General features: G+C 43.6%; 17 protein-coding genes and 1 pseudogene. 3 read left to right on the forward strand and 15 right to left on the reverse strand.

The features are described 5' to 3' along the window. Nucleotides 1-11 precede the first annotated feature (11 nt). The 14 genes and pseudogenes from MK370_RS03760 to MK370_RS03825 all read right to left on the reverse strand — a co-directional run bounded on the left by MK370_RS03760 (nucleotide 12) and on the right by MK370_RS03825 (nucleotide 16259). The gene (locus MK370_RS03760; protein WP_268684213.1) at nucleotides 12-548 is read right to left on the reverse strand and encodes a F0F1 ATP synthase subunit delta; all 537 of its coding nucleotides are present in this window, start codon (nucleotides 546-548) and stop codon (nucleotides 12-14) included. Further along, nucleotides 548-1042 (reverse strand): F0F1 ATP synthase subunit B, encoded by a 495-nt coding sequence (gene atpF / locus MK370_RS03765; protein WP_268684214.1) that lies wholly within the window; start codon nucleotides 1040-1042, stop codon nucleotides 548-550. The genes MK370_RS03760 and atpF overlap by 1 nt, the downstream gene beginning before the upstream one ends. 18 nt (nucleotides 1043-1060) lie before the next feature. Then, entirely contained in the window at nucleotides 1061-1777 is a 717-nt protein-coding gene (gene atpB, locus MK370_RS03770; protein WP_268684215.1) for a F0F1 ATP synthase subunit A, read from the reverse strand. A gap of 35 nt (nucleotides 1778-1812) precedes the next feature. Next, nucleotides 1813-2013 (reverse strand): F0F1 ATP synthase subunit C, encoded by a 201-nt coding sequence (locus MK370_RS03775; RefSeq protein ID WP_006596628.1) that lies wholly within the window; start codon nucleotides 2011-2013, stop codon nucleotides 1813-1815. A gap of 265 nt (nucleotides 2014-2278) precedes the next feature. Continuing rightward, complete coding sequence (manA, locus tag MK370_RS03780; RefSeq protein WP_268684216.1) at nucleotides 2279-3220, reverse strand: mannose-6-phosphate isomerase, class I; 942 nt, start codon at nucleotides 3218-3220, stop codon at nucleotides 2279-2281. A 125-nt stretch (nucleotides 3221-3345) separates the two neighbouring features. Then, nucleotides 3346-3846 carry a phosphatase PAP2 family protein gene (locus tag MK370_RS03785; RefSeq protein ID WP_268684217.1) on the reverse strand — a complete coding sequence of 167 codons (501 nt, stop codon included), beginning with the start codon at nucleotides 3844-3846 and terminating at the stop codon, nucleotides 3346-3348. A 142-nt stretch (nucleotides 3847-3988) separates the two neighbouring features. Next, nucleotides 3989-6384, reverse strand: a pseudogene (locus tag MK370_RS03790) (glycogen/starch/alpha-glucan phosphorylase). Nucleotides 6385-6599: 215 nt separating this feature from the next. Continuing rightward, nucleotides 6600-8030, reverse strand: coding sequence for a glycogen synthase GlgA (glgA, locus tag MK370_RS03795; RefSeq protein WP_268684218.1), 1431 nt, complete (start codon nucleotides 8028-8030; stop codon nucleotides 6600-6602). Then, the gene (gene glgD, locus MK370_RS03800) at nucleotides 8027-9166 is read right to left on the reverse strand and encodes a glucose-1-phosphate adenylyltransferase subunit GlgD (RefSeq protein WP_268684219.1); all 1140 of its coding nucleotides are present in this window, start codon (nucleotides 9164-9166) and stop codon (nucleotides 8027-8029) included. Before glgD ends, glgA begins: the two co-directional genes overlap by 4 nt. Next, nucleotides 9156-10298 (reverse strand): glucose-1-phosphate adenylyltransferase, encoded by a 1143-nt coding sequence (locus tag MK370_RS03805; RefSeq protein ID WP_004187682.1) that lies wholly within the window; start codon nucleotides 10296-10298, stop codon nucleotides 9156-9158. The genes glgD and MK370_RS03805 overlap by 11 nt, the downstream gene beginning before the upstream one ends. Before the next feature lie 6 nt (nucleotides 10299-10304). Continuing rightward, entirely contained in the window at nucleotides 10305-12215 is a 1911-nt protein-coding gene (gene glgB / locus MK370_RS03810; RefSeq protein ID WP_268684220.1) for a 1,4-alpha-glucan branching protein GlgB, read from the reverse strand. 385 nt (nucleotides 12216-12600) lie between these two features. Further along, nucleotides 12601-14025, reverse strand: coding sequence for an NADP-dependent glyceraldehyde-3-phosphate dehydrogenase (locus MK370_RS03815; protein ID WP_268684221.1), 1425 nt, complete (start codon nucleotides 14023-14025; stop codon nucleotides 12601-12603). Nucleotides 14026-14260: 235 nt separating this feature from the next. Further along, nucleotides 14261-15994, reverse strand: coding sequence for a phosphoenolpyruvate--protein phosphotransferase (gene ptsP, locus MK370_RS03820; RefSeq protein WP_268684222.1), 1734 nt, complete (start codon nucleotides 15992-15994; stop codon nucleotides 14261-14263). A gap of 1 nt (nucleotide 15995) precedes the next feature. Next, nucleotides 15996-16259, reverse strand: a complete 264-nt coding sequence (locus MK370_RS03825; protein ID WP_002929889.1) for a phosphocarrier protein HPr — start codon at nucleotides 16257-16259, stop codon at nucleotides 15996-15998. Between the two features lie 599 nt (nucleotides 16260-16858). Between MK370_RS03825 and nrdH the strand changes: the two genes are divergently transcribed. The 3 genes from nrdH to nrdF all read left to right on the forward strand — a co-directional run bounded on the left by nrdH (nucleotide 16859) and on the right by nrdF (nucleotide 20514). Further along, the gene (nrdH, locus tag MK370_RS03830) at nucleotides 16859-17077 is read left to right on the forward strand and encodes a glutaredoxin-like protein NrdH (RefSeq protein ID WP_002897920.1); all 219 of its coding nucleotides are present in this window, start codon (nucleotides 16859-16861) and stop codon (nucleotides 17075-17077) included. Nucleotides 17078-17237: 160 nt separating this feature from the next. Further along, on the forward strand, nucleotides 17238-19397 hold the full coding sequence (gene nrdE, locus MK370_RS03835) for a class 1b ribonucleoside-diphosphate reductase subunit alpha (protein ID WP_268684223.1): 2160 nt from the start codon (nucleotides 17238-17240) through the stop codon (nucleotides 19395-19397). A 157-nt stretch (nucleotides 19398-19554) separates the two neighbouring features. After that, nucleotides 19555-20514, forward strand: a complete 960-nt coding sequence (nrdF, locus tag MK370_RS03840; protein WP_002915597.1) for a class 1b ribonucleoside-diphosphate reductase subunit beta — start codon at nucleotides 19555-19557, stop codon at nucleotides 20512-20514. Nucleotides 20515-20625: 111 nt separating this feature from the next. Here the strand turns inward: nrdF and MK370_RS03845 are convergent, their stop codons facing one another. Next, nucleotides 20626-21543 (reverse strand): diacylglycerol/lipid kinase family protein, encoded by a 918-nt coding sequence (locus tag MK370_RS03845; RefSeq protein WP_268684224.1) that lies wholly within the window; start codon nucleotides 21541-21543, stop codon nucleotides 20626-20628. Nucleotides 21544-21605 lie beyond the last annotated feature (62 nt).

A 21605-nucleotide genomic window follows, 5' to 3' on the forward strand; every position in this document is an offset into this window, starting at 1 on the left:
CACACCACTTTCTATTTCAATTTTTCTTTTACGACTTGCAATTGACGTTTGATGCTTGCATCAATTGTTTTGTTATTGGCAGAGATGACAAAGCCGCCAATCAAGCTGCTGTCCAATTCTTCCTTGAGCGAGCGGACTTTTAGGCCCATCTTCTGCTCAATAACCGGTCGAATCTTCTCCTTCTGACTGGCTGTCAAAGGCTGAACAGAGCGCAGCGTCACCTCAAACTCATTGCTGATCTTTTCAAGCTGGTGCTGACTCTCCAGCACAATCTCATAAAAGAGGTCCTCACGATGATTGAGAATGACGATTTCAATCAGATTATCAAGCAGCTGGGAGCCTGAGTTTTGAAAGAGCCGCAGACTCTTCTCTTTCTCATGGTCACTGATGCCGATATGTGACAAAAAGTCAGCAAGGCCGGTCTCCGCGAAAACAGCCTTAATCTGACTCAGTTTTTCAAAAACATCTTCTTGCTGACCTTTTTCAAAGACCGTCTGAACAAAAGGCAAAGCATATTTCTCAATGATTGCATATTGCTTCTTATCCATCAGGCATCTCCTAACTGTTTGATATAGCGGTCAATGAGCTCGCTTTGAGCTTCCTTATCCAGCTCCTGGCTCAGAATCTTACTGGCCAGAGTCACAGTCAAATCAGCTACTTCTCCTTTGATGCTGCTCATAGCCTCTGCCTTGTTTTGGGCAATTTCCTGATTGGCTTTAGCCTTCAAGCGCCCTGCTTCTTCTGCTGCATCAGCTAGGATTCCAGCCTTGTTCTTCTCAGCTGTCTCCTTAGCTGTCTCAACGATAGAAACTGCTTCGACCCGACTGCCTGCAAGAGCTTCCTCACGCTTTTGCGCCAAGTCTTCAGCTTTCTTACGGGCCGCTTCCGCACCGTCAATATCGTCTGAAATCTTTTGAGCACGCTGATCTAAAATCCCGATAATATTGCCCCAAGCAAACTTCTTAATGAGAAATACTAAAAGAAGAAAGGAGCCGGCAATCAAGATAAAGTTGCCAATAATTTCACCTATGGTTATATTCATTTTCTCTATCCTTTCTTTTTATTCTACCTCACCATTAATCTTTTTACCAAGATACATAGATGTTAGCATGGTAAAAACATAGGCTTGGATACAGGAGATAAAAACGGAAAAACCAGTCCAAACCATGTTCATAATAAAGGCAATCGGATACCAATAAGCCGCTTGATTTGCCCACATGAGGAGCAAGCCAGCCAGTACCTCACCTGCAAAAATGTTTCCATAAATCCGCAAGGCTAGAGAAGCAAAATTGGTAAATTCTTCCAAGATATTCATGGGTGTCATGATACCCGGAGTCACAAAACCTTTTAGATATCCTTTTATCCCTTGACGTCGGACTCCTTCCACATGACAGAAAATCGTCACCAAAAGAGAGAATCCTAAGTCAAAAGCGAGATTGGCTGTCGGCGATGTCCAGAGATTAAAGCCATTGGTTGTCTGAACCTTAGCCATCAATCCCAAGTTATTAGCCACCACTACGAAAAGAAAGAGGGAGAATAGAAAGAGCGAATAATTCTTCATATAATGCTCGCCAATATTTCCCTTGGTAAAATCCATGACAAAGTCATAGACAGATTCCAGAGCATTCTGCTTTCGTGACGGCTTAATCGTCATCTTTCGACTTGCCCAATAAACAAATCCAAAAGTTACAAGCACCGTCAGCAGGGTCATGGCCAGCAGGGTCAAATCAAAGGTCACAGGACCGACATTGATAGTTGGATTGATACTTTCTTCCAACAGATGACACCCCCTTTTCTAAAGAGAATTCTTTCTTATTTGATAACAAAGGCCATAGCCAGCGTTACAAAGAAAGTACCTTCGACAAAGGCAATTCCCAAGATTAGGAGGCTTCTCAATTGACCGATAATTTCTGGCTGACGAGACGCTGCCTTAAATAAATTACTCATAATCAAACCTTCAGCAATTGATACGCCAAAGCAGGCAAAACAAAGTCCTAAAAATGTTAAATTCATGATGACTTCTCCTTAATATTTTTTAAATTACTTCCTTAGTTTACTCCTAAAATATCGAATAGTCAATCTTTTGCCACCATTGTAAGCGTTTTTTGTTTTTTTCTTTTGTTATATAAAATTTTTTACCAAAATCAATTAAATAATTATCAACATACAAACTATTCTGCTATGTAAATAAGAAGAAACTAGCTAGAATTTTACTTATTTCCTATATTTTTAAAAGAAAAAAGAGCAAAGTGATTATTTGCTCTTGAATTTTCTATGATTATGGATGGCTGACAATCAGCTGCAAATCCCCAGACAAGGTCCATTCTGTAACATCACTAGGCAGGATGAAATGCTCTCCTTTTTCGATTTGGTAGACAGCTCCACCAACTTCTAGCTCACCGACACCTTCCAAGACACTGACCAAGCTATAGTCTGCTGTCTTTTTAAAATTAACCGAACCAGCGATATCCCACTTGTAAACAGCAAAGAAGTCATTGGCCACCAAAAGAGTAGAAGTCAAACTATCTGCCTGAATGGTAACAGGACGGCTATTGGCTGGCTCACCGATAGTCAGAACGTCAATCGACTGCTCTAAATGCAGCTCACGAAGATTGCCAGCATCGTCCTTGCGATCAAAGTCATAGACACGGTAGGTTGTGTCACTGGACTGCTGAGTCTCCAAAATCAGAATCCCTGAGCCAATGGCATGCATGGTGCCACTTGGTACATAGAAGAAATCGCCAGCCTTAACTGGGATTTTAGTCAGGAGATGGTCCCAGTCCTTGCTCTCAATCTGCTGGAGCAGCTCTTCCTTACTCTTGGCATTATGACCATAAATAATCTCTGCTCCTTCGTCTGCAGCAATGACATACCAGCATTCAGTCTTACCAAGCTCCCCTTCGTGCTCCAGTCCATAGGCATCATCAGGATGGACCTGAACACTGAGCCAGTCATTGGCATCTAAAATCTTCGTCAAAAGCGGAAAGACAGGTTCTGGACGATTGCCAAAAAGCTCCCGGTGTTCGGCATAGAGCGCATCTAACTTCTGACCGGCAAAGCGTCCGTTCTTGACGATTGACACACCATTAGGATGAGCCGAGATAGCCCAGTACTCCCCTACATGTTCGCTGGGAATCTCATAGCCAAAGACATCGCGCAGCTTGGTGCCGCCCCAAATCTTCTCCTGCATCACAGACTGTAGAAATAATGGTTCTGACATAGTTTTCTCCTTAAATATTTTTTAGAGCCAACAAGGAACAATCCTTGGTGTCGAAACGGTTGTTACTGCTTCTATTATAATATAGCTGGAAGTCCTTTGTCTACTCTCTGCTGAAAGCAAGCCTTTTATAGTAAAAAGAGTAAAGCTCCCCAACAAATGCCGCAAAGATATCCGACCAGCACATCCTTTGGATAGTGCACTCCGCCAATCACGCGCACTACAGCCAGCCCTGCTGAAAGCAAGAGGCAGAGGATCCCCGGCAACCAGAAAAAGTAGAGCAGGCACATGGAAATCACTGTAGCCGAAAAGACATGGCGGCTGGGCATGGACTTGCCTGATGTATCCTTGGCCAGCAAGGGTTGAATAGCCCATTTTTCATACGGGCGTGCTTGATTCAGTCGTTTACGAATAGCTGACAACAGGCCAAATCCGATAGCTGGCAGGAAGCAAAAAGCAAGCAGCCCTTTCCATCCTTCTGTCAGAAAGGCACTGATTAGAACGAGACCATAAACAATAGGTATGAAGAGGGTCATTCCCCGATTGAAGTAAACCAGCCCTTTCAGCCACTGAGGGCGACTGCGAAAAGGAGTTGTTAATTGTTGATAAAAAATGGTGTAGTCTTTCATGCTTGCTTACCCTGCTTTTCTAAACGTTAGACTCTCATACTTTCTCTACTATAGCATATTTCTAGACAAGATGGTAGATAGATAGTAAAAGAGACTGAGACCCAGGTCCCAATCTCTCAATATTCACGTTTTCTGAAGAGTATTATTTCTCCAAGTTCCAGATTTCCTTGGCATATTGCTCAATGGTATCGTCTGAGGTAAACTTGTCAGATGTAGCGATGTTGATTAAGCTCATGCGGGCCCATTTTTTTTGTCACGATAGAGAGCATCAATCTTCTCTTGAGCTTCTACATAGGCATGGAAGTCTTCCAAGAGGAAGTATTCATCATTGTGGGTGATGAGGGCTTCGTAGATTTCTGAGCCTTCTTCACGGACGTTTGGAATGGTGCCATTGACAAAGGTATCGACCACTCGACGAATGTCTGGATTGCTCTCATAGACACCGCGTGAGTAATAATCATGGCGTGCATAGTGCTCGTAAACTTGGTCCTTGTCCATCCCGAAGATGACAATGTTGTCGTCACCAACCTCGTCCTTGATTTCGATATTGGCTCCGTCCAGAGTAGCCAAGGTAATGGCACCTGTCATCATAAACTTCATGTTGGAAGTACCAGATGCTTCCTTGGAAGCCAGAGAAATCTGCTCAGATACATCCGCAGCTGGAATGATGAGCTCAGCCAGGCTGACGCGGTAGTTTTCTAAGAAGACAACCTTGAGTTTTCCTTGCAGGCTTTCATCCTTGTTGACCAGATTAGCCACTTCATTGATCAGCTTGATGACCGACTTGGCAAAGTGGTAGCCTGGAGCAGCCTTGGCACCGAAGATAAAGACGCGAGGAACCATATCCTTATCAGGATTGTCCTTGAGGTCCCAGTAGAGCTTGATGATATGAAGCAGATTGAGCAGCTGACGCTTATAAGCGTGGAGGCGTTTCACCTGCACATCAAAGATGGCTTCTGTAGAGACTTCCACTCCTGTTGATTCCTTGATGAAGTCAGCCAGTCGAGCCTTGGCTTCCTGCTTCACTCGGTAGAAATCGCCCAGCACTTGCTGATTATCCTTGAATTCCAAAAGCTTACGCAGCTCATGGATATCACTTCTCCAACCCTGACCAATCAGCTTATCAATCTCAGCTGACAGAGGCTGGTCCGCAATTTGCAGCCAGCGGCGCTGGATAATCCCGTTGGTTTTGTTATTAAACTTCTCTGGGTAAATGCTGTAGAAATCACGCAAGGTGTCTTCTTTGAGCAGTTCGGTGTGGAGTTTAGCAACACCATTGATTGAATGACCACCAATGATAGCCAAGTGAGCCATGTGGATTTGATTGTCCTTGACAATCCGAGTGTTTTCGATGACTTGCGGATCAAGGCCACGCCCAGCCATTTCAGCTACATAGCGGTTGTCAATTTCTAGGATAATCTGATAAACCCGCGGCAGGACATTCTTAAAGAGCTCTGCATCCCATTTTTCCAAGGCCTCAGACAGAATGGTATGGTTGGTATAGCTCATGGTTTTAACCGTAGCATTCCAAGCATCTGCCCATTCCAGGTCGTACTCATCCACCAAGAGACGCATAAATTCAGCCGGTGCAACCGCTGGGTGGGTATCGTTGATATGGACTGAGACCTTCTCATGAATATCCTTGAGCGGACGACCTTGCTTGAGGTAGGATTTGATAATGGTCTGCAGACCTGCACTGGTCATGAAGTATTCCTGGATCAAGCGCAGCTCTTTTCCTTCGTAGCTAGAGTCGTCTGGATAGAGAATGGCAGTGATGTCTTGCACCCGGCGACGAGCTTCAATGGTCGGATAGTCCAGTTCATACTCCTCTGGAATTTCAACATCCCAAAGCCGGAGATTATTGACATTATCATTGCCAAAGCCAATCTGCGGCACATCGTAAGGAACGGCCCGCAAGGTTTTAGAATTCTCATAAAGAGGCACAATCCGACCTTTTTCATTGGCATGGAGGGAAACATTTCCGAAGATTTTAACATCAACAGTATCATGGTCCTTACGGGTCTCCCAGACATTGCCTAGACTGCCAAACCAAGCATCAGGAATTTCTACCTGATAGCCATCTACGATGCGTTGCTTAAAGAGGCCATAGCGATAGCGAATCCCATTTCCAAATCCTGGATAGCCAGTGGTTGCCAGCGAGTCCATAAAGGCAGCCGCCAAGCGGCCCAGACCGCCATTGCCCAAGGCCATGTCATACTCAGCATTCTTAACATCCTCAAAGTCAACTCCCAACTCGGCAAAGCCTTCCTTGACCGTATCAAGGATACCTAAGTTGAGCAGATTGGTTTCCAGCATGCGTCCTGGAAGAAACTCGATAGAAAAGTAATAAGCTGTCTTTTGCTGCTGCTCAATCAACTGATTGCGGCGCTCCAGCCACAGGGGCGTGATATACTTGCGGACAGTGCTGGCCAAAGCCTGAAAGAGCTCCACTGAAGTCGCATCAGCAACCTTAATCAGCTGTCTTTCATGTAGAATATCTTTAAAATCTCTAATAAAACGTTCTTTTGTTAGTTCCATAGTGGATGGTTATCTCCCTTTCTTAATAGCGGGAAGCAGATTTAAACGTAGAAATACTTTTTTTCAATCAAGATGGGAAGCACTCACTTCAGCCACAAGCTAAAAACAGGGGCTCCAATACAGTATGATAATATATAAAAATGTAATTCTCACAGAAATCCTCCCTTGTCCCATGGGCAAGAGAGGATTTTCTTATACTGATTCCAAAGTAAATGTTACAGCAGTGATTGATATAAATCACTGTAAGCCTGGCTAGCTGTATCCCAAGAGAAGTCTCTCTCCATCGCCTGCTCTTGCAGAGATTTCCAAGCTTCCTTGTCATCGACATAAAGCCTGAGTGCTTCCTTGAAGGTCCAAGTCAGCCAGTAGCCAGAAAAGTTATTGAAGCTAAAGCCAGTTCCCTGTCCTGTATAGGCATTGTAAGGCTCTACGGTATCACGCAGACCGCCCACTTCATGCACCAAAGGCAAGGTTCCGTAGCGCATAGCCATCATTTGTGACAGTCCACAAGGCTCGAAACGGCTTGGCATGAGGAAAATATCGCTGGCAGCATAGATCTCCTGAGCCAAGGTCACATTAAAAAGAATATTAGCTGAAAGCTTATCAGGATAGGCATGACCAAACCAAGCAAAAGCCTGCTCAAAAGCTGGATCGCCTGTTCCCAAGAGGATAATCTGCACATCTTCCTGGAGGAGATTGTGCAGCTCTTCCACTACCAAATCAAAGCCTTTCTGACGGGTCAGACGGGAAACAATCCCAACAACCGGCACATCGTCACGCACAGGTAGACCAACTCGCTCTTGCAAATCCCGCTTGTTTTCTAGTTTACCAGATAAGTCAGATTTGTCAAAGTGGTGGGCTAGCAGCGGATCCGTTTCTGGATTATAGATATCTGTATCAATACCGTTGACAATTCCGACCAGCTTACCGGACTCCATCCGAAGGATTTGATCCAAATTGCAACCAAATTCTGGTGTACGGATTTCACCTGCATAGCTTGGTGATACAGTTGTCACTCGGTCCGCATAGAGAATACCAGCCTTCATCCAGTTGAGACAGTCATTCCAACGCAGAGTTCCGTCTGCATAGCGCTCATAGCCTACACCAAACAGTTCCCAAAGCATACTGTCAGGGAATTGACCTTGGAACTCCAGATTATGGATGGTCAAGACAGTCTTGATATTCTGATATGCTTGAATCCAATGGTATTTTTCCTTAACCAAGAAAGGAATCATAGCCGTATGATAATCGTGAACATGCAGAACATCCGGAATGAAATCAATCCGCTCCATTAATTCTACCGCTGCTAACTGGAAGTAAGCAAAGCGCTCACCATCATCAAAGTCTCCATAAACATGGCCGCGGAAGAAATAATGCTGATTGTCTATAAAATAGAAAGATACACCGTTCAAGACCAGCCTTTTGACTCCAGCATACTGACGACGCCAGCCAACACTGACTTCAAAGTAGAAAAGGTCTTCCACCTGATCGCCAAATTTGGCATGGGTCATGTCATAGTAAGGCAGAATGACACCAACTTCATGGCCAGCCTTGACCAGAGATTTGGGGAGAGCGCCGATAACGTCTCCCAAACCACCTGTCTTAGAAAATGGGGCTCCTTCTGCTGCTGCAAATAAAATCTTCATCGAATTATGTCCTCTGTAACTTTTTGGCCCTTCTTGACTACGATTGGGTCTTCTGCTGTTCCGCGAATCACCACTCCTTCGCCAATTTCAACACCCTTGTCCACAATCGCATACTCGACAGTTGCTTTTTCCCCAACCTTCACTCGAGGGAAGAGAACACTGTGTTTGACACTGCTTCCAGTCTTAATCTTGGTATTCCGTGAAATCACAGAATCGATGACCTCACCTTCCACAATGCTTCCTGACGCAAACTGGGAGCGAGATACTTTTGAAGACTTAGCATAGTAAGTTGGCTCTTCATTCTTAACCTTGGTGTAAATCTTTTGATTCGGACTGAAGAGAGAGTAGAATTTCTTACTTTCAAGCATATCGATATTGGATCTGTAGTAGGTCTCTACAGAATAGATATTCGCCAGATAGCCTGTATATTCGTAGGCAAATGCCCCTTCCTGAGTTGCTAAATCACGCAGGACATAGCGCAGTTTTTGCGGATGCTCTTTCTTAGCTTCTTCTTCCAGTTTTTCAATCAGCCATGGAGTATCTACCACAAAGATGTCTGTGGACATATTGAAGAGCTCAGCATCTTCTCGGCCATCAAAGAGTTTATGCCCTCTGACATGGTCTGTCTCATCAATATCTAGGACAGCATTTACATCTGAGATATTTTCCTTGTGCAATTTCTTATAGACAACTGTAATCGGCTGTTCTGTTGTATTGTGCAAATGGAAAACTTGATTGAGGTCAATATTAACCAAGATATCACAGTTAAGTGCAACTGTTTGGTTGGAACCAGAACGTTTCAGGTAGGTCAATAGCTGATCATAGTATTCCTCACCGACTGTAGAGCTTTCTACACGGGTATTGTAGATTCCCAGGTAATAGTGGCTAAGCAAAGTAGACAGACCCCACTCGCGGCCTGAACGAATATGGTCAAAGACAGAGCTGATATTGTCCTGCTGGAAGATACCAAAGACACTGCGGATACCAGCATTGGCAAGACTTGAAAGCGGGAAGTCAATCAAGCGGTATTTCCCACCGAATGGTAAGCTGGCTACTGGACGATGATTTGTCAGAGTTGACATATCATGGAAGCCGACTGTGTTTCCTAAAATTGCTGAGTATTTATCAATCTTCATCTTTTGGTACCCCCACTTTCTCGTTATATCCGACAACATATACTTCCTCTGTACCATCAATCTCTACACCATCAGAGATGATAGCACCTTCGCCGATAATGGCCCGCTTGATCTTAGCGTCTTTGCCAATAACAGCTCCACTCATGATGACAGAGTCTTCAATGACTGCGCCCTTTTTGACCTGAGCACCAGTAGAAAGAATAGAGTGTTTTACTGTACCGTCAACGAAACAGCCATCAACGACCAGCGAATCTTCTACATGGGAATTTTCACTGATGAAGTTTGGCGGAGAAATCAAGTTGCGAGAATAAATCTTCCAGCGACGATTGCGGCTATCCAGAGCATTTTCTGGGCTGATGTATTCCATGTTGGCTTCCCAGAGAGATTCTACCGTACCAACGTCTTTCCAATAGCCTTCAAAATCATAAGCATAAACGCTTTCGCCAGATTCAAGGTAGTTAGGGATAACATTCTTACCAAAGTCAGACATATCCACATTGCTCTTTTCAGCAGCTACTAGCATATTGCGCAGACGCTGCCAGTCAAAGATATAAATCCCCATAGAAGCCTTGGTTGACTTAGGATTTTCTGGTTTTTCTTCAAATTCAACAATCCGATTATTAGCATCTGTATTCATGATGCCAAAACGGCTGGCTTCTTTGAGAGGCACATCCAGAACGGCTACTGTCAAGCTGGCATTGTTGTCCTTGTGAGACTGAAGCATGTCATCATAGTCCATCTTGTAGATATGATCCCCAGACAAAATCAGGACATATTCAGGATTGATGCTGTCGATATAGTCGATATTTTGGTAAATCGCATGGCTGGTACCTTCAAACCAACGATTTCCTTCGCTCGCAGAATAAGGCTGAAGAATGGACACGCCTGAGTTAATACCATCGAGCCCCCAGCTAGAACCATTTCCGATATGACTGTTCAGAGCGAGTGGTTGGTACTGAGTAATGACACCGACATTATGAATACCGGAGTTGGCACAGTTAGACAAGGCGAAGTCAATAATACGATAGCGACCGCCAAACTGTACCGCAGGTTTTGCGATACTCTGTGTGAGCTTTCCAAGACGAGTTCCTTGCCCGCCGGCAAGAATCAAAGCTAGCATTTCATTCTTCATAGACTATTACTCCTTTGTGGAATCTTTTTTAACATTTTTACGAGCAATCCGACGCTTGATCTTCCAGATGCTGGCTCCAAGAGCCGGCAAGGTAAAGGTCAAGGTCTGTGGATAATCTTTCCAAAGTCCTTCTTGAGACTGAACTGTTTCGTTATGTTCCTTCCAAACACCTCCCCATTCTTCTAATTCAGTGTTCCATACCTCTTCATAAATGGCTGCCACAGGAACACCAATGGTAAAGTTCTTCCGCTCTACCGGCGCCATATTAAATACACAAACTAACATATCTCCTTTTTCTGTCTTACGGATAAAGGAGAGGACACTTTGATCGGTATTATCCGCATCAATGATTTCAATGCCATCGTAGCTCAGATCAATTTCCCAAAGCGGACGATTGTCTTTATAGAAAGCATTGAGCGTAGCAGTAAAGCCCTGCATCTTCTTGTTCATCTGATCGTCCAGATTAGACCATTCTAGCTGCTCTTCTGACTTCCATTCTAGGAACTGACCAAATTCTGAGCCCATAAAGAGCAGTTTCTTGCCCGGATGGCAGATTTGATAGGTCAGCAAGTTGCGGAGCCCTGCAAATTGATTGTAACGGTCACCCCACATCTTGTGCATGAGACTCTTCTTGCCATGAACCACTTCATCATGCGAGAATGGCAGGAGGAAGTTTTCAGAGAAAGCGTACATAAAGCTAAAGGTCACTAGATTAAAATCGTACTTACGATAAATCGGATCTTCCTCGTAGAAGCGTAGGATATCATTCATCCAGCCCATATTCCACTTGTAGTCAAATCCAAGACCACCCAGCTCTTTCATGCCAGTAATCTTGGTCTCTGAGGAGCTTTCCTCTGCAATCATCATGACATCAGGATGGGCTAGCTTAATGACCGTATTGAGGCGTTGCAGGAAGTAATAACCTTCATAATTGCGATTACCGCCATCTTTATTTGGCTGCCATGGACCGCTGTCATAGTCCAGATAGAGCATATTGCTGACAGCATCAACCCGAATCCCGTCCAAATGATAGAAATCAATCCAGAATTTTATACTGGAAATCAAGAAGGACTGAACCTGATTCTTGCCCAAATCAAAGTTGAGAGCACCCCAGCCATAGTTATGAGCCCGGTCGTGATCCTGATACTCGAAAGTCGGTGTCCCGTCATAGTAGGCCAGAGCATCATCATTAATAGTGAAGTGACCTGGTACCCAGTCCACAATGACCCCAATATTGTTCAAGTGACATTCTTCGACAAAGTCTTGAAATTCCTCAGGTGTGCCATAGGTATGCTCAAAGGCGAAGTAGCCCATAAGCTGATAGCCCCAGCTAAGTCCCAGCGGATGAGCCATAAGCGGCATGAATTCCACATGTGTGTAGTTCATCTCCACCAGATAAGGAATCAAGTCTTCTTTTAACTGGGCAAAGCTATAAGGACTGCCGTCTTCATTGCGTTTCCACGATCCGGCATGCACTTCATAGATATTGACCGGCCGAGAGAAGAAGCCCCAACGCTTCCGGCGTGCCAGCCAAAGACCGTCTTTCCACTTCTTCTCGGGAATGCTGCGAATAACTGCTCCCGTTCCCGGACGTTCTTCCAGATAAATAGCCAACGGATCAATTTTCAAAATTTCCTGACCGCTGCTGCGCTTGATATTGTACTTGTAAATATCTCCTTCCTTAGGTAGCTCTGTGAAGACTTCCCAAACACCCGCTTCATTTCGGACCATAGGAATCTGCTCTTCATACCAATTGGTGAAATCTCCAATCAAATGGACACTCTGAGCATTAGGCGCCCAAACGCGGAAAGAGTAGCCAGACTTGCCGTCCACTTCATCCTGATGCGCCCCTAGATAATGCTGTAAATGAAAGTTTTCACCTGTTGTAAAGGTTCTTAATGCTTCGTTCTTATCCATGCGATCACCTTTCTATTTGTAAGCGTTTTCTATAATACTATTCTACATTATTTTTATCTCTTTTTCAAGTAAATTTCAAATATCCTTACGGAAAATTACTAAAACCGAACATTAGCTGAAATTAGTAATAAATGAGAGAGAAAACACTGCATTTTGTGCCTCTCGATATCTTTTAATTCCTTTTTCACTAAATATAGGAGCTATCAAAAACAAGAAAAAGATGAAAATTTTCATAAAGATATAGACCAATATGTAAATTTACATTTTAAAATAATAAGCAATTAAACATATAAATGATTAATTCTTATCAAATCATGCGTTAATCTTATTAGATTTACAAGTTCATCAAGGTAAGAAAAAAGGCCGCACAAAGCCGCCTTTCTCATTATTTCACATCAAACACGATGGATTTCACTTGTGTCATCGCTTCGATACTGTAACGAATCCCTTGCACTCCTGCTCCAGATCCCTTAACACCAAGGAATGGGAAGTTATCTGGACCACGTTGAGTCTTGTTATTGATGTGTACAGTACCCACTTCCAGCTTCTCAGCAATTTCAAATGCTTTAGGGAAATCATTTGTAAAGACTGAAGATTGAAGACCAAATTCTGACTGGTTACAGATTTGGATAGCCTCTTCAACGGAAGTCACGCGAATAATTGGAAGAACAGGACCAAATGGCTCTTCCCAAGCTAATTTCATATCCAGTGTCACATGGTCAAACAAGGCAGGCCAAATGAGATTTGCTTCACGTTTGATTTCTGTCAAGGCTGACGCTCCCTTTTCTTGAGCATCTTCAATCAAGCCCCAGATGAAATCTGCTGATGCATTATCAATGACTGGTGTGATATCCGCATTATCAAAGGGATCACCAACCGTCAGTTTCTCTACCTCTGCCTTAATCAGCGCCGCTAATTTATCTGCTACGCTCTCCATAACAATGACACGTTTAATAGCCGTACAGCGCTGGCCGGAATAGCTGTATGCCCCACCAACAATCTGCTTAGCTGCATGCTCCAAGTCAGCATCTTCTAGCACAACTGCAGCATCCTTACCACCCAATTCAAGCATAATTGGACGCATACCAGCTAACTTACCGATGCGTTCACCAATTGGAGTGGAGCCAGTAAAGTTAATGTAGTTTACTTCCTTATGCTCAATGATGTAATCCCCGATTTCTGAACCACGTCCTGTGATGGTATTGAAAACACCAGCAGGCAGACCAGCCTCAGCAAAAGCCTGAGCCAAGAGCAAACCAGAGATTGAACCTTGAGTAGGTGGCTTAAACATCACGACATTTCCGCCGATAAGGGCAGGAGCAATCTTAGAACCAGACAGATTAACTGGATAGTTGAATGGCGCAATAGCCAATACAACTCCTACAGGCTCACGACGGACCACAGCTAGTTTTTTCTTGCTGGCAGCTTCAAAGCCACCGCCTTCCATAACCTGACCGTGGATACGAATCCCCTCTTCAGCCGCATAGCGAATCAAGTCTGCTGTCCGGACTACCTCTCCGACTGCCGCTTTGATCCCCTTGGCAACTTCTTTAGCAAGGATTTCACCAATCTTCTCCTGATCACGGTCCAAAATATCCGCAACTTTATGCAAATAAGCTGCACGTTCAACTGCTGAAAGAGCTCGCCAAGCTGGCAAAGCCGCACGAGCGCTTGTCATCGCATAGTCAACCTCTGACTGAGTCATGGCAGGCACAGTTCCTAAAATCTCATTGTTGATAGGAGATGAGATGGTAATTTCATTTTCAGAAACTTTCCACTCTCCATTTATATAGTTTTTATATTGTGTCACTTGTCCCCTCCAAAATATTATTAAATATTATTTTACCAAATTTTCTGAAAATTTCAACCAAAAGTTATGAATTTAAAGAATTTTTTCACAATTAAGATAGATTATTAAATTTTGTTCATATTAGAACTGCTTATTTTCTGTTTTCTTTGATTTCAACTTTCTGTACAAGCTTCACTATGCCCCTGAAGAAAACTAAAAAAGACCAGGAAAATTTCCCTGATCTTAATTTTTCAGATTAATCGAAGTCAAGATATTCTTTTTCAAGCTCAAGAACTTCTTCCATCGTTGCACATTCAGTCAGTGCACGCTGAGCCAGTTCTTCCATCTTCTTCGTATCCAGCTTCTTCATGAGGCTACGAGTCCGAAGAACAGAAGTCGCACTCATAGAGAATTCATCCAAGCCCATACCTACGAGCAATGGTACCGCAGTTTGGTCGCCGGCCATTTCTCCACACATACCTGCCCACTTGCCTTCAGCATGAGCTGCCTTGATAACATTGTTAATCAAGCGAAGGATAGATGGGTTGTAAGGTTGATAGAGGTAAGAGACTTGTTCATTCATCCGGTCAGCTGCCATAGTGTACTGGATCAAGTCGTTGGTACCGATTGAGAAGAAATCTACTTCCTTGGCAAATTGATCCGCTAGCATAGCTGCTGCTGGGATTTCAATCATGATACCCACTTGGATATTGTCTGCTACTGCAACGCCTTCAGCCTGCAGCTTAGCTTTCTCTTCGTCATAAACCGCTTTAGCTTTGCGGAATTCTGTCAGAAGGGCTACCATTGGGAACATGATGCGCAATTGTCCATGTACAGAAGCACGCAAGAGAGCGCGGATTTGTGTACGGAACATATCATCACCAGTTTCAGAGATAGAGATACGCAAAGCACGGAAACCAAGGAATGGGTTCATTTCATGCGGCATATCAAAGTAAGGAAGCTCCTTATCTCCACCGATGTCCATAGTCCGAACAACAACTGGTTTTCCATTCATTCCTTCAAGCACAGCCTTGTATGCTTCATACTGCTCATCTTCTGTCGGGAAGTCTTGAGAATCCATATAAAGGAACTCAGTCCGATAAAGACCAACTGCTTCTGCACCGTTAGCATTGACACCTTCAACATCTTTTGGCGTACCGATGTTGGCAGCCAATTCGAAGTGCTTGCCATCTGCAGTCACAGTCTGAGCATCTTTAAGCAATTCCCATTCAGCTTTTTGCTTAGCATAAGCCTCACCAGCTGCCTTGAATGCTGCGATTTGTTCTTCAGTTGGATTGATAATTACTTCACCAGTGATACCGTTAGCTGCAATCACATCGCCGTCTTTTACAAGCTCAGTAATATTATTAGTTCCCAATACTGCTGCGATTTCAAGCGTACGAGCCATGATAGCAGAGTGGCTTGTCCGGCCACCGATATTGGTTACAAAAGCTTTAACGAATTTCTTATCCAGCTGTGCTGTATCAGAAGGAGTCAAGTCATGAGCAATGACAACTGATTCTTCATTGATAGACGCTGGGTTTGGCAATTTCTTGCCCAAAAGGTTAGCAAGAACACGTTTTGTCACGTCGCGGATATCTGCCGCACGCTCTTGCATATATGGATTGTCGTCCATGTTTTCAAAGAGAGTGATAAACATGTCCGTTACTTCTTTCAGACCAGCTTCTGCATTGGTCTTTTTCGCACGGATTGTTTCTTTGATTTGCCCAACCATTTCAGGGTCAGCAAGTACCATTAAGTGAGCGTCAAATACCTGAGCGGCTTCCTCACCAAGGCTATCTACTGCTTTCTCACGGATAACAGAAAGCTCGTTCTGTGAAGCTTCAAGAGCTGCATCCAAACGAGCCTCTTCTGCATTCGTATCTTCGACTGAAACAGTCTCAAATGATAAATCCGGTTGAACTAATAGATATGCCTTAGCAACGGCAACACCGTCAGATGCTGCAATTCCTTTAAGCATTTCTGTCATATTAAGCCAATCCTTCTTTTTCCATTGTTTCGGAGATTGCAGCGATGGCATCGTCTGCATCTGCACCTTCAGCTGAGATAACTACGTCTGCACCTTGACCTACACCAAGACTCATAACACCCATAATTGATTTCAGGTTTACTGATTTACCTTTGTATTCAAGCGTGATATCTGAAGCGAATTTGCTAGCAGTTTGAACCAACAAAGTTGCTGGACGTGCGTGAATACCTGTTTCTGCTACAATGTGGAAATCTTTAGAAGCCATAGTTAGACTCTCCTTTTAAATAATTCTTTTTGAGTTATTGTGATAACCCTTACAAGTTGATATTATATCACCTTTTGAAATCTTTTTCAAGAATTTTATGGCCCGCTTACAAAATATTTCTTAGGAAGTGAAAACTCTTCTTATTATACTGAAGAGGAAATTTTCGAGCAAAATCCTACATTCCTCAAGCTTTATTCAAAAATGGCTTCCACCAAGTTTTCAATCATAAATTTCTTATTTTTATAGTAGTTAATTTCCATAAATTAAGAATATAAACTCCCCCTCCACTCCTCCTAGTGATTCCCTAAATTTTGTAACACAAGATATTGGATTTTGGTTTTTGGGAAGAAAAGCTACCAGTCATTTGTCTAAAGTTTTAAGACTTGTTTAAGCATTGCCGCATCAGCATTTTGCTCCCTTTCTGCAATTTTTCACTCCTTTTCATTGTTCACATAAACACTATATATTGTATTCCAATCTATCCTATAACAAAATGTCACACAATATTTAGTTCAAAACTATTGACATTCTATTTGCTTTTAGATATACTAGGTTCGTATTTATTTAAAAGAAAAAAAGAAAGTTTAGAGGAATCTTTAATGGTAACTATTTACTCAAAAAACAACTGCGTTCAGTGCAAAATGACCAAGCGCTTCTTAGATACTAATCATGTAGAATACCGCGAAATCAATTTGGACGAACAGCCAGAATTTATTGACCATGTCAAAGATCTCGGTTTCAATGCTGCTCCTGTGATTCAGACAGCAACTGAGGCATTTTCTGGTTTCCAACCTGGTAAATTGAAAAAACTGTCTTAATGTAGTTTATTTTGAGGGCAGCGCGCCTTGATCGGGAGATAAACTAAAAGACATATTATCAGGGCAAACTGCAGCTCCTATGCTCATAGGAGCCGTTTCTTTTGTAAGGCGGATATTTTTCCGCTAGCTAATTATCTTATTTATATAGAAAAGGGAAAACATGGGACTCAAACATTTAGAGGATGTGACATACTTCCGACTCAACAACGAAATCAACCGTCCGATTAACGGACAGATTATGCTCCATAAGGATAAAGAAGCTCTGGAGGCTTTCTTTAAGGAAAATGTTGAGCCGAACACCAAGCAATTTTCTTCTATTACAGAAAAGATTGAGTATTTAATAGAAGAAAACTATTTAGAAAAGGAATTTATCCAGCTCTATTCTCCAGAATACATCGAGGAGCTGACTGCTTTCATCCATGCTCAAGATTTCAAGTTTAAATCTTTCATGGCTGCTTATAAGTTCTACAACCAGTATGCATTGAAGACCAATGATGGTGAATACTATCTGGAAAGCATGGAAGATCGGGTACTCTTCAACGCCCTCTACTTTGCCAACGGAGATGAAGCCATTGCCAAGGATATTGCCAATGAAATTATCCACCAGCGCTACCAACCGGCGACACCAAGCTTCCTCAACGCTGGTCGTGCTCGTCGCGGTGAATTGGTGTCCTGCTTCCTCATCCAAGTAACAGATGACATGAACTCAATCGGCCGCTCCATCAACTCTGCCCTGCAATTGTCTCGTATCGGAGGTGGGGTCGGTATTTCCCTCAGCAATCTGCGGGAAGCCGGAGCACCTATCAAGGGCTATGAAGGAGCTGCGTCTGGCGTTGTGCCTGTTATGAAACTCTTTGAGGACAGTTTCTCTTACTCTAACCAGCTGGGCCAACGTCAGGGAGCTGGGGTTGTTTACCTCAATGTCTTCCACCCAGATATCATCGCCTTCCTTTCTACTAAGAAAGAAAATGCCGACGAAAAAGTTCGGGTTAAAACCCTCTCACTCGGTGTTGTCATTCCGGATAAGTTCTATGAATTAGCGCGCAAGAATGAAGAAATGTACCTCTTCAGCCCATATTCTGTTGAACGCGAGTATGGAGTGCCATTTGCCTACCTTGACATCACTGAAAAATACGATGAGTTGGTCGCTAATCCAAATATCACTAAGACCAAAATCAAGGCCCGTGATTTGGAAACAGAAATTTCCAAACTTCAACAAGAATCTGGCTATCCTTATGTCGTAAACATTGATACAGCTAACCGTTCCAATCCAATCGACGGTAAAATCGTCATGAGTAACCTTTGCTCTGAAATCCTGCAGGTACAAGAGCCTAGCCTTTTGAATGATGCGCAAGAGTATCTTCACCTAGGAACAGATGTGTCATGTAACTTAGGGTCTACCAACGTTGTCAACATGATGACTTCGCCTGACTTCGGAAAATCCATCCGAACTATGACACGCGCTTTGACCTTTGTCACAGACAGCTCACACATCACAGCTGTGCCATCTATCGACAACGGTAATAGTCTGGCGCACACCTTTGGTTTGGGAGCTATGGGACTGCACAGCTATTTGGCGCAGCAATTGATTGACTATGGATCAGCGGAAGCTGTAGAGTTCACCAGCATCTACTTCATGCTTATGAACTACTGGACCTTGGTTGAGTCTAACAATATCGCTCGCGAGCGTGGCGTAACCTTCCATAACTTTGAAAAATCTGACTATGCTAATGGCACTTACTTTGACAAATACCTGACGGGTGAATTTGTACCTAAGTCTGACCGTGTCAAAGAACTCTTCGCAGTCATCTTTATCCCGTCTGCAGAGGATTGGGCAGCGTTGCGCGACAAGGTCAAGGCTGATGGCCTCTACCACCAAAACCGCCTAGCTGTTGCACCAAATGGCTCTATCAGCTACATCAATGATGTTTCTGCTTCAATTCACCCAATTACTCAACGGATCGAAGAACGTCAAGAAAAGAAAATCGGTAAGATCTACTATCCTGCTGCTGGTCTGTCAACGGAGACTATTCCTTACTACACCAGCGCCTATGACATGGACATGCGCAAGGTTATCGATGTCTATGCAGCCGCAACTGAGCACGTAGACCAAGGTCTTTCCCTGACTCTCTTTATGCGCAGCGATATTCCTAAAGGCCTCTACGAGTGGAAAAAAGAAAGCAAGCAAACAACCCGCGACCTTTCTATCCTGCGTAACTACGCCTTCAACAAGGGTATCAAGTCCATCTACTACGTCCGTACCTTCACTGATGATGGTGGCGAAGTAGGTGCTAACCATTGTGAAAGCTGTGTGATCTAACAAGAGATTTTAGAAGAAAGAAAAGGAAATTCGACCATGTCACAATTTTACCTTCCCCATCATGGACAGGAAGGTAAAATCGTGGAAGATTGGGACGGTATCCAAGAAGTGATAGCTGATACCACATCAGGTCGTACCATCTACTAAAGGAGAAAGAATGCAAACTTACTACAAAGCCATTAACTGGAACGCTATCGAAGATGTCATCGATAAGTCCACTTGGGAAAAACTGACTGAGCAATTCTGGCTGGATACGCGGATTCCCCTATCCAATGACCTGGATGACTGGAGAAAGCTATCCCACAAGGAAAAAGACCTGGTCGGCAAGGTCTTCGGTGGCCTAACCCTGCTGGATACACTCCAGTCTGAATCTGGTGTGGATGCCCTACGTAAGGATGTCCGCACAGCTCACGAAGAAGCTGTCTTCAACAACATCCAATTTATGGAGTCCGTTCACGCCAAGTCTTACTCTTCTATCTTTTCTACGCTCAACACCAAGTCAGAAATTGATGAAATCTTTGCCTGGACCAACACCAATCCATACCTGCAAAAGAAAGCAGAGATTATCAACGAAATTTACCTGAACGGTACAGCACTGGAAAAGAAAATAGCCAGCGTTTTCTTGGAAACCTTCCTCTTCTACTCTGGTTTCTTTACTCCGCTCTACTATCTGGGTAATAACAAACTGGCCAACGTTGCTGAGATTATCAAGCTCATCATCCGTGATGAATCTGTCCACGGAACCTATATCGGCTATAAGTTCCAGCTGGCCTTTAACGAGCTTCCAGAAGACGAGCAGAACAAACTCAAAGAGTGGATGTACGACCTGCTCTACACCCTCTATGAAAATGAAGAAGGCTACACTGAAAGCCTATATGACACAGTCGGCTGGACCGAAGAGGTCAAGACCTTCCTGCGCTACAATGCCAACAAGGCTCTGATGAATCTGGGACAAGATCCTCTCTTCCCAGACTCAGCGGACGATGTCAATCCTATCGTCATGAACGGCATCTCAACTGGTACTTCCAACCATGACTTCTTCTCCCAAGTGGGTAACGGCTACCTGCTAGGCGAAGTTGAAGCCATGCAGGATGACGACTATAATTACGGTTTATAGGACAAAGAACCCCTCTTTCCAAAATACGGAAAGAGGGATTTTGTAATCTAAACTAGCAAGGAATACAGATAAAGCAAATATCATCTAGCTTTTCTGAATTCTCCAAAATAATTAGCAATACACATTCAAGTGAGAAGGCAAAACACGAATCGTTACTGGCAGTTGGTCGCCCTCATCTCCGTCAACGTTGACGCTGAGCTCTGCCTTATCGTCAGCCAACTCAACTGTGATTTCCTTGAAGGTCAGATACTCGATATTATCGCTTTCTTCTCCATTGCCCGAAATCAAATCCGGCACAGAAACCAAGGTGTCCAAGAGATTTTTATCCTTAAGGTACAAGAGGTGGAGCAAGCCGTCATTGACAGTGGCCTCAGGGAGAATACTCTCGAAACCTCCGATTGAGTTGGTAGAGCCAATCAAGAGGGTACTGCTCTTTATTGTGCGCTCTTCTCCATCAATCTTTAAGTGAAATTCGTAAAAACTAGTATCCATCAATTGCTTGAAGCCAGAGATAAAGTAGGCAAACTTGCCCCACTTGGTCTTGTCTTCAGAATCTACATTGTTGATTGACTCAGGAATAGTTCCAATGGCAACCACATTCATAAAGTACTGGTCATTAATCTTGCCGATATCAAGTGGCTTGACTTTGTTAATATCGAGATTTTGGATGGCTTCTTCAGCGTCTAGGGGAATGCCGAGAGCACGTGCCAAGTCATTGACCGTACCAAGTGGAAAGAAACCAAAGGTCGGACGATAGTCTAGTTCAGCCAGACCGCTGATTCCTTCATTGACCGTTCCATCGCCGCCCATGACAAAGACGCTATCATAATGGTCTTCTGCCGCTTGCTTAGCAAAAGCTGCTGCGTCTCCGCCTTTTTCAGTATGCTTGACCACTACCTCATCGAAACATTTTGCCAGCTTTTCCCTTGCTAAGTCTTCATAGGACTTGGCTTTTTCGCCCCCCGAACTAGGGTTGACAATTAATAGGACTTTAGACATAAGTAAACCTCTTTTCATTTGATAGCTCATTATACCATCTGGAAAACACTTTCACAACTATTTGAAACTGCTGACTTTCGAGAAACCAGAAA

Origin of the sequence: Streptococcus sanguinis (assembly GCF_026781265.1) — a bacterium.
Taxonomy (GTDB): Bacteria; Bacillota; Bacilli; order Lactobacillales; family Streptococcaceae; genus Streptococcus; species Streptococcus sanguinis_T.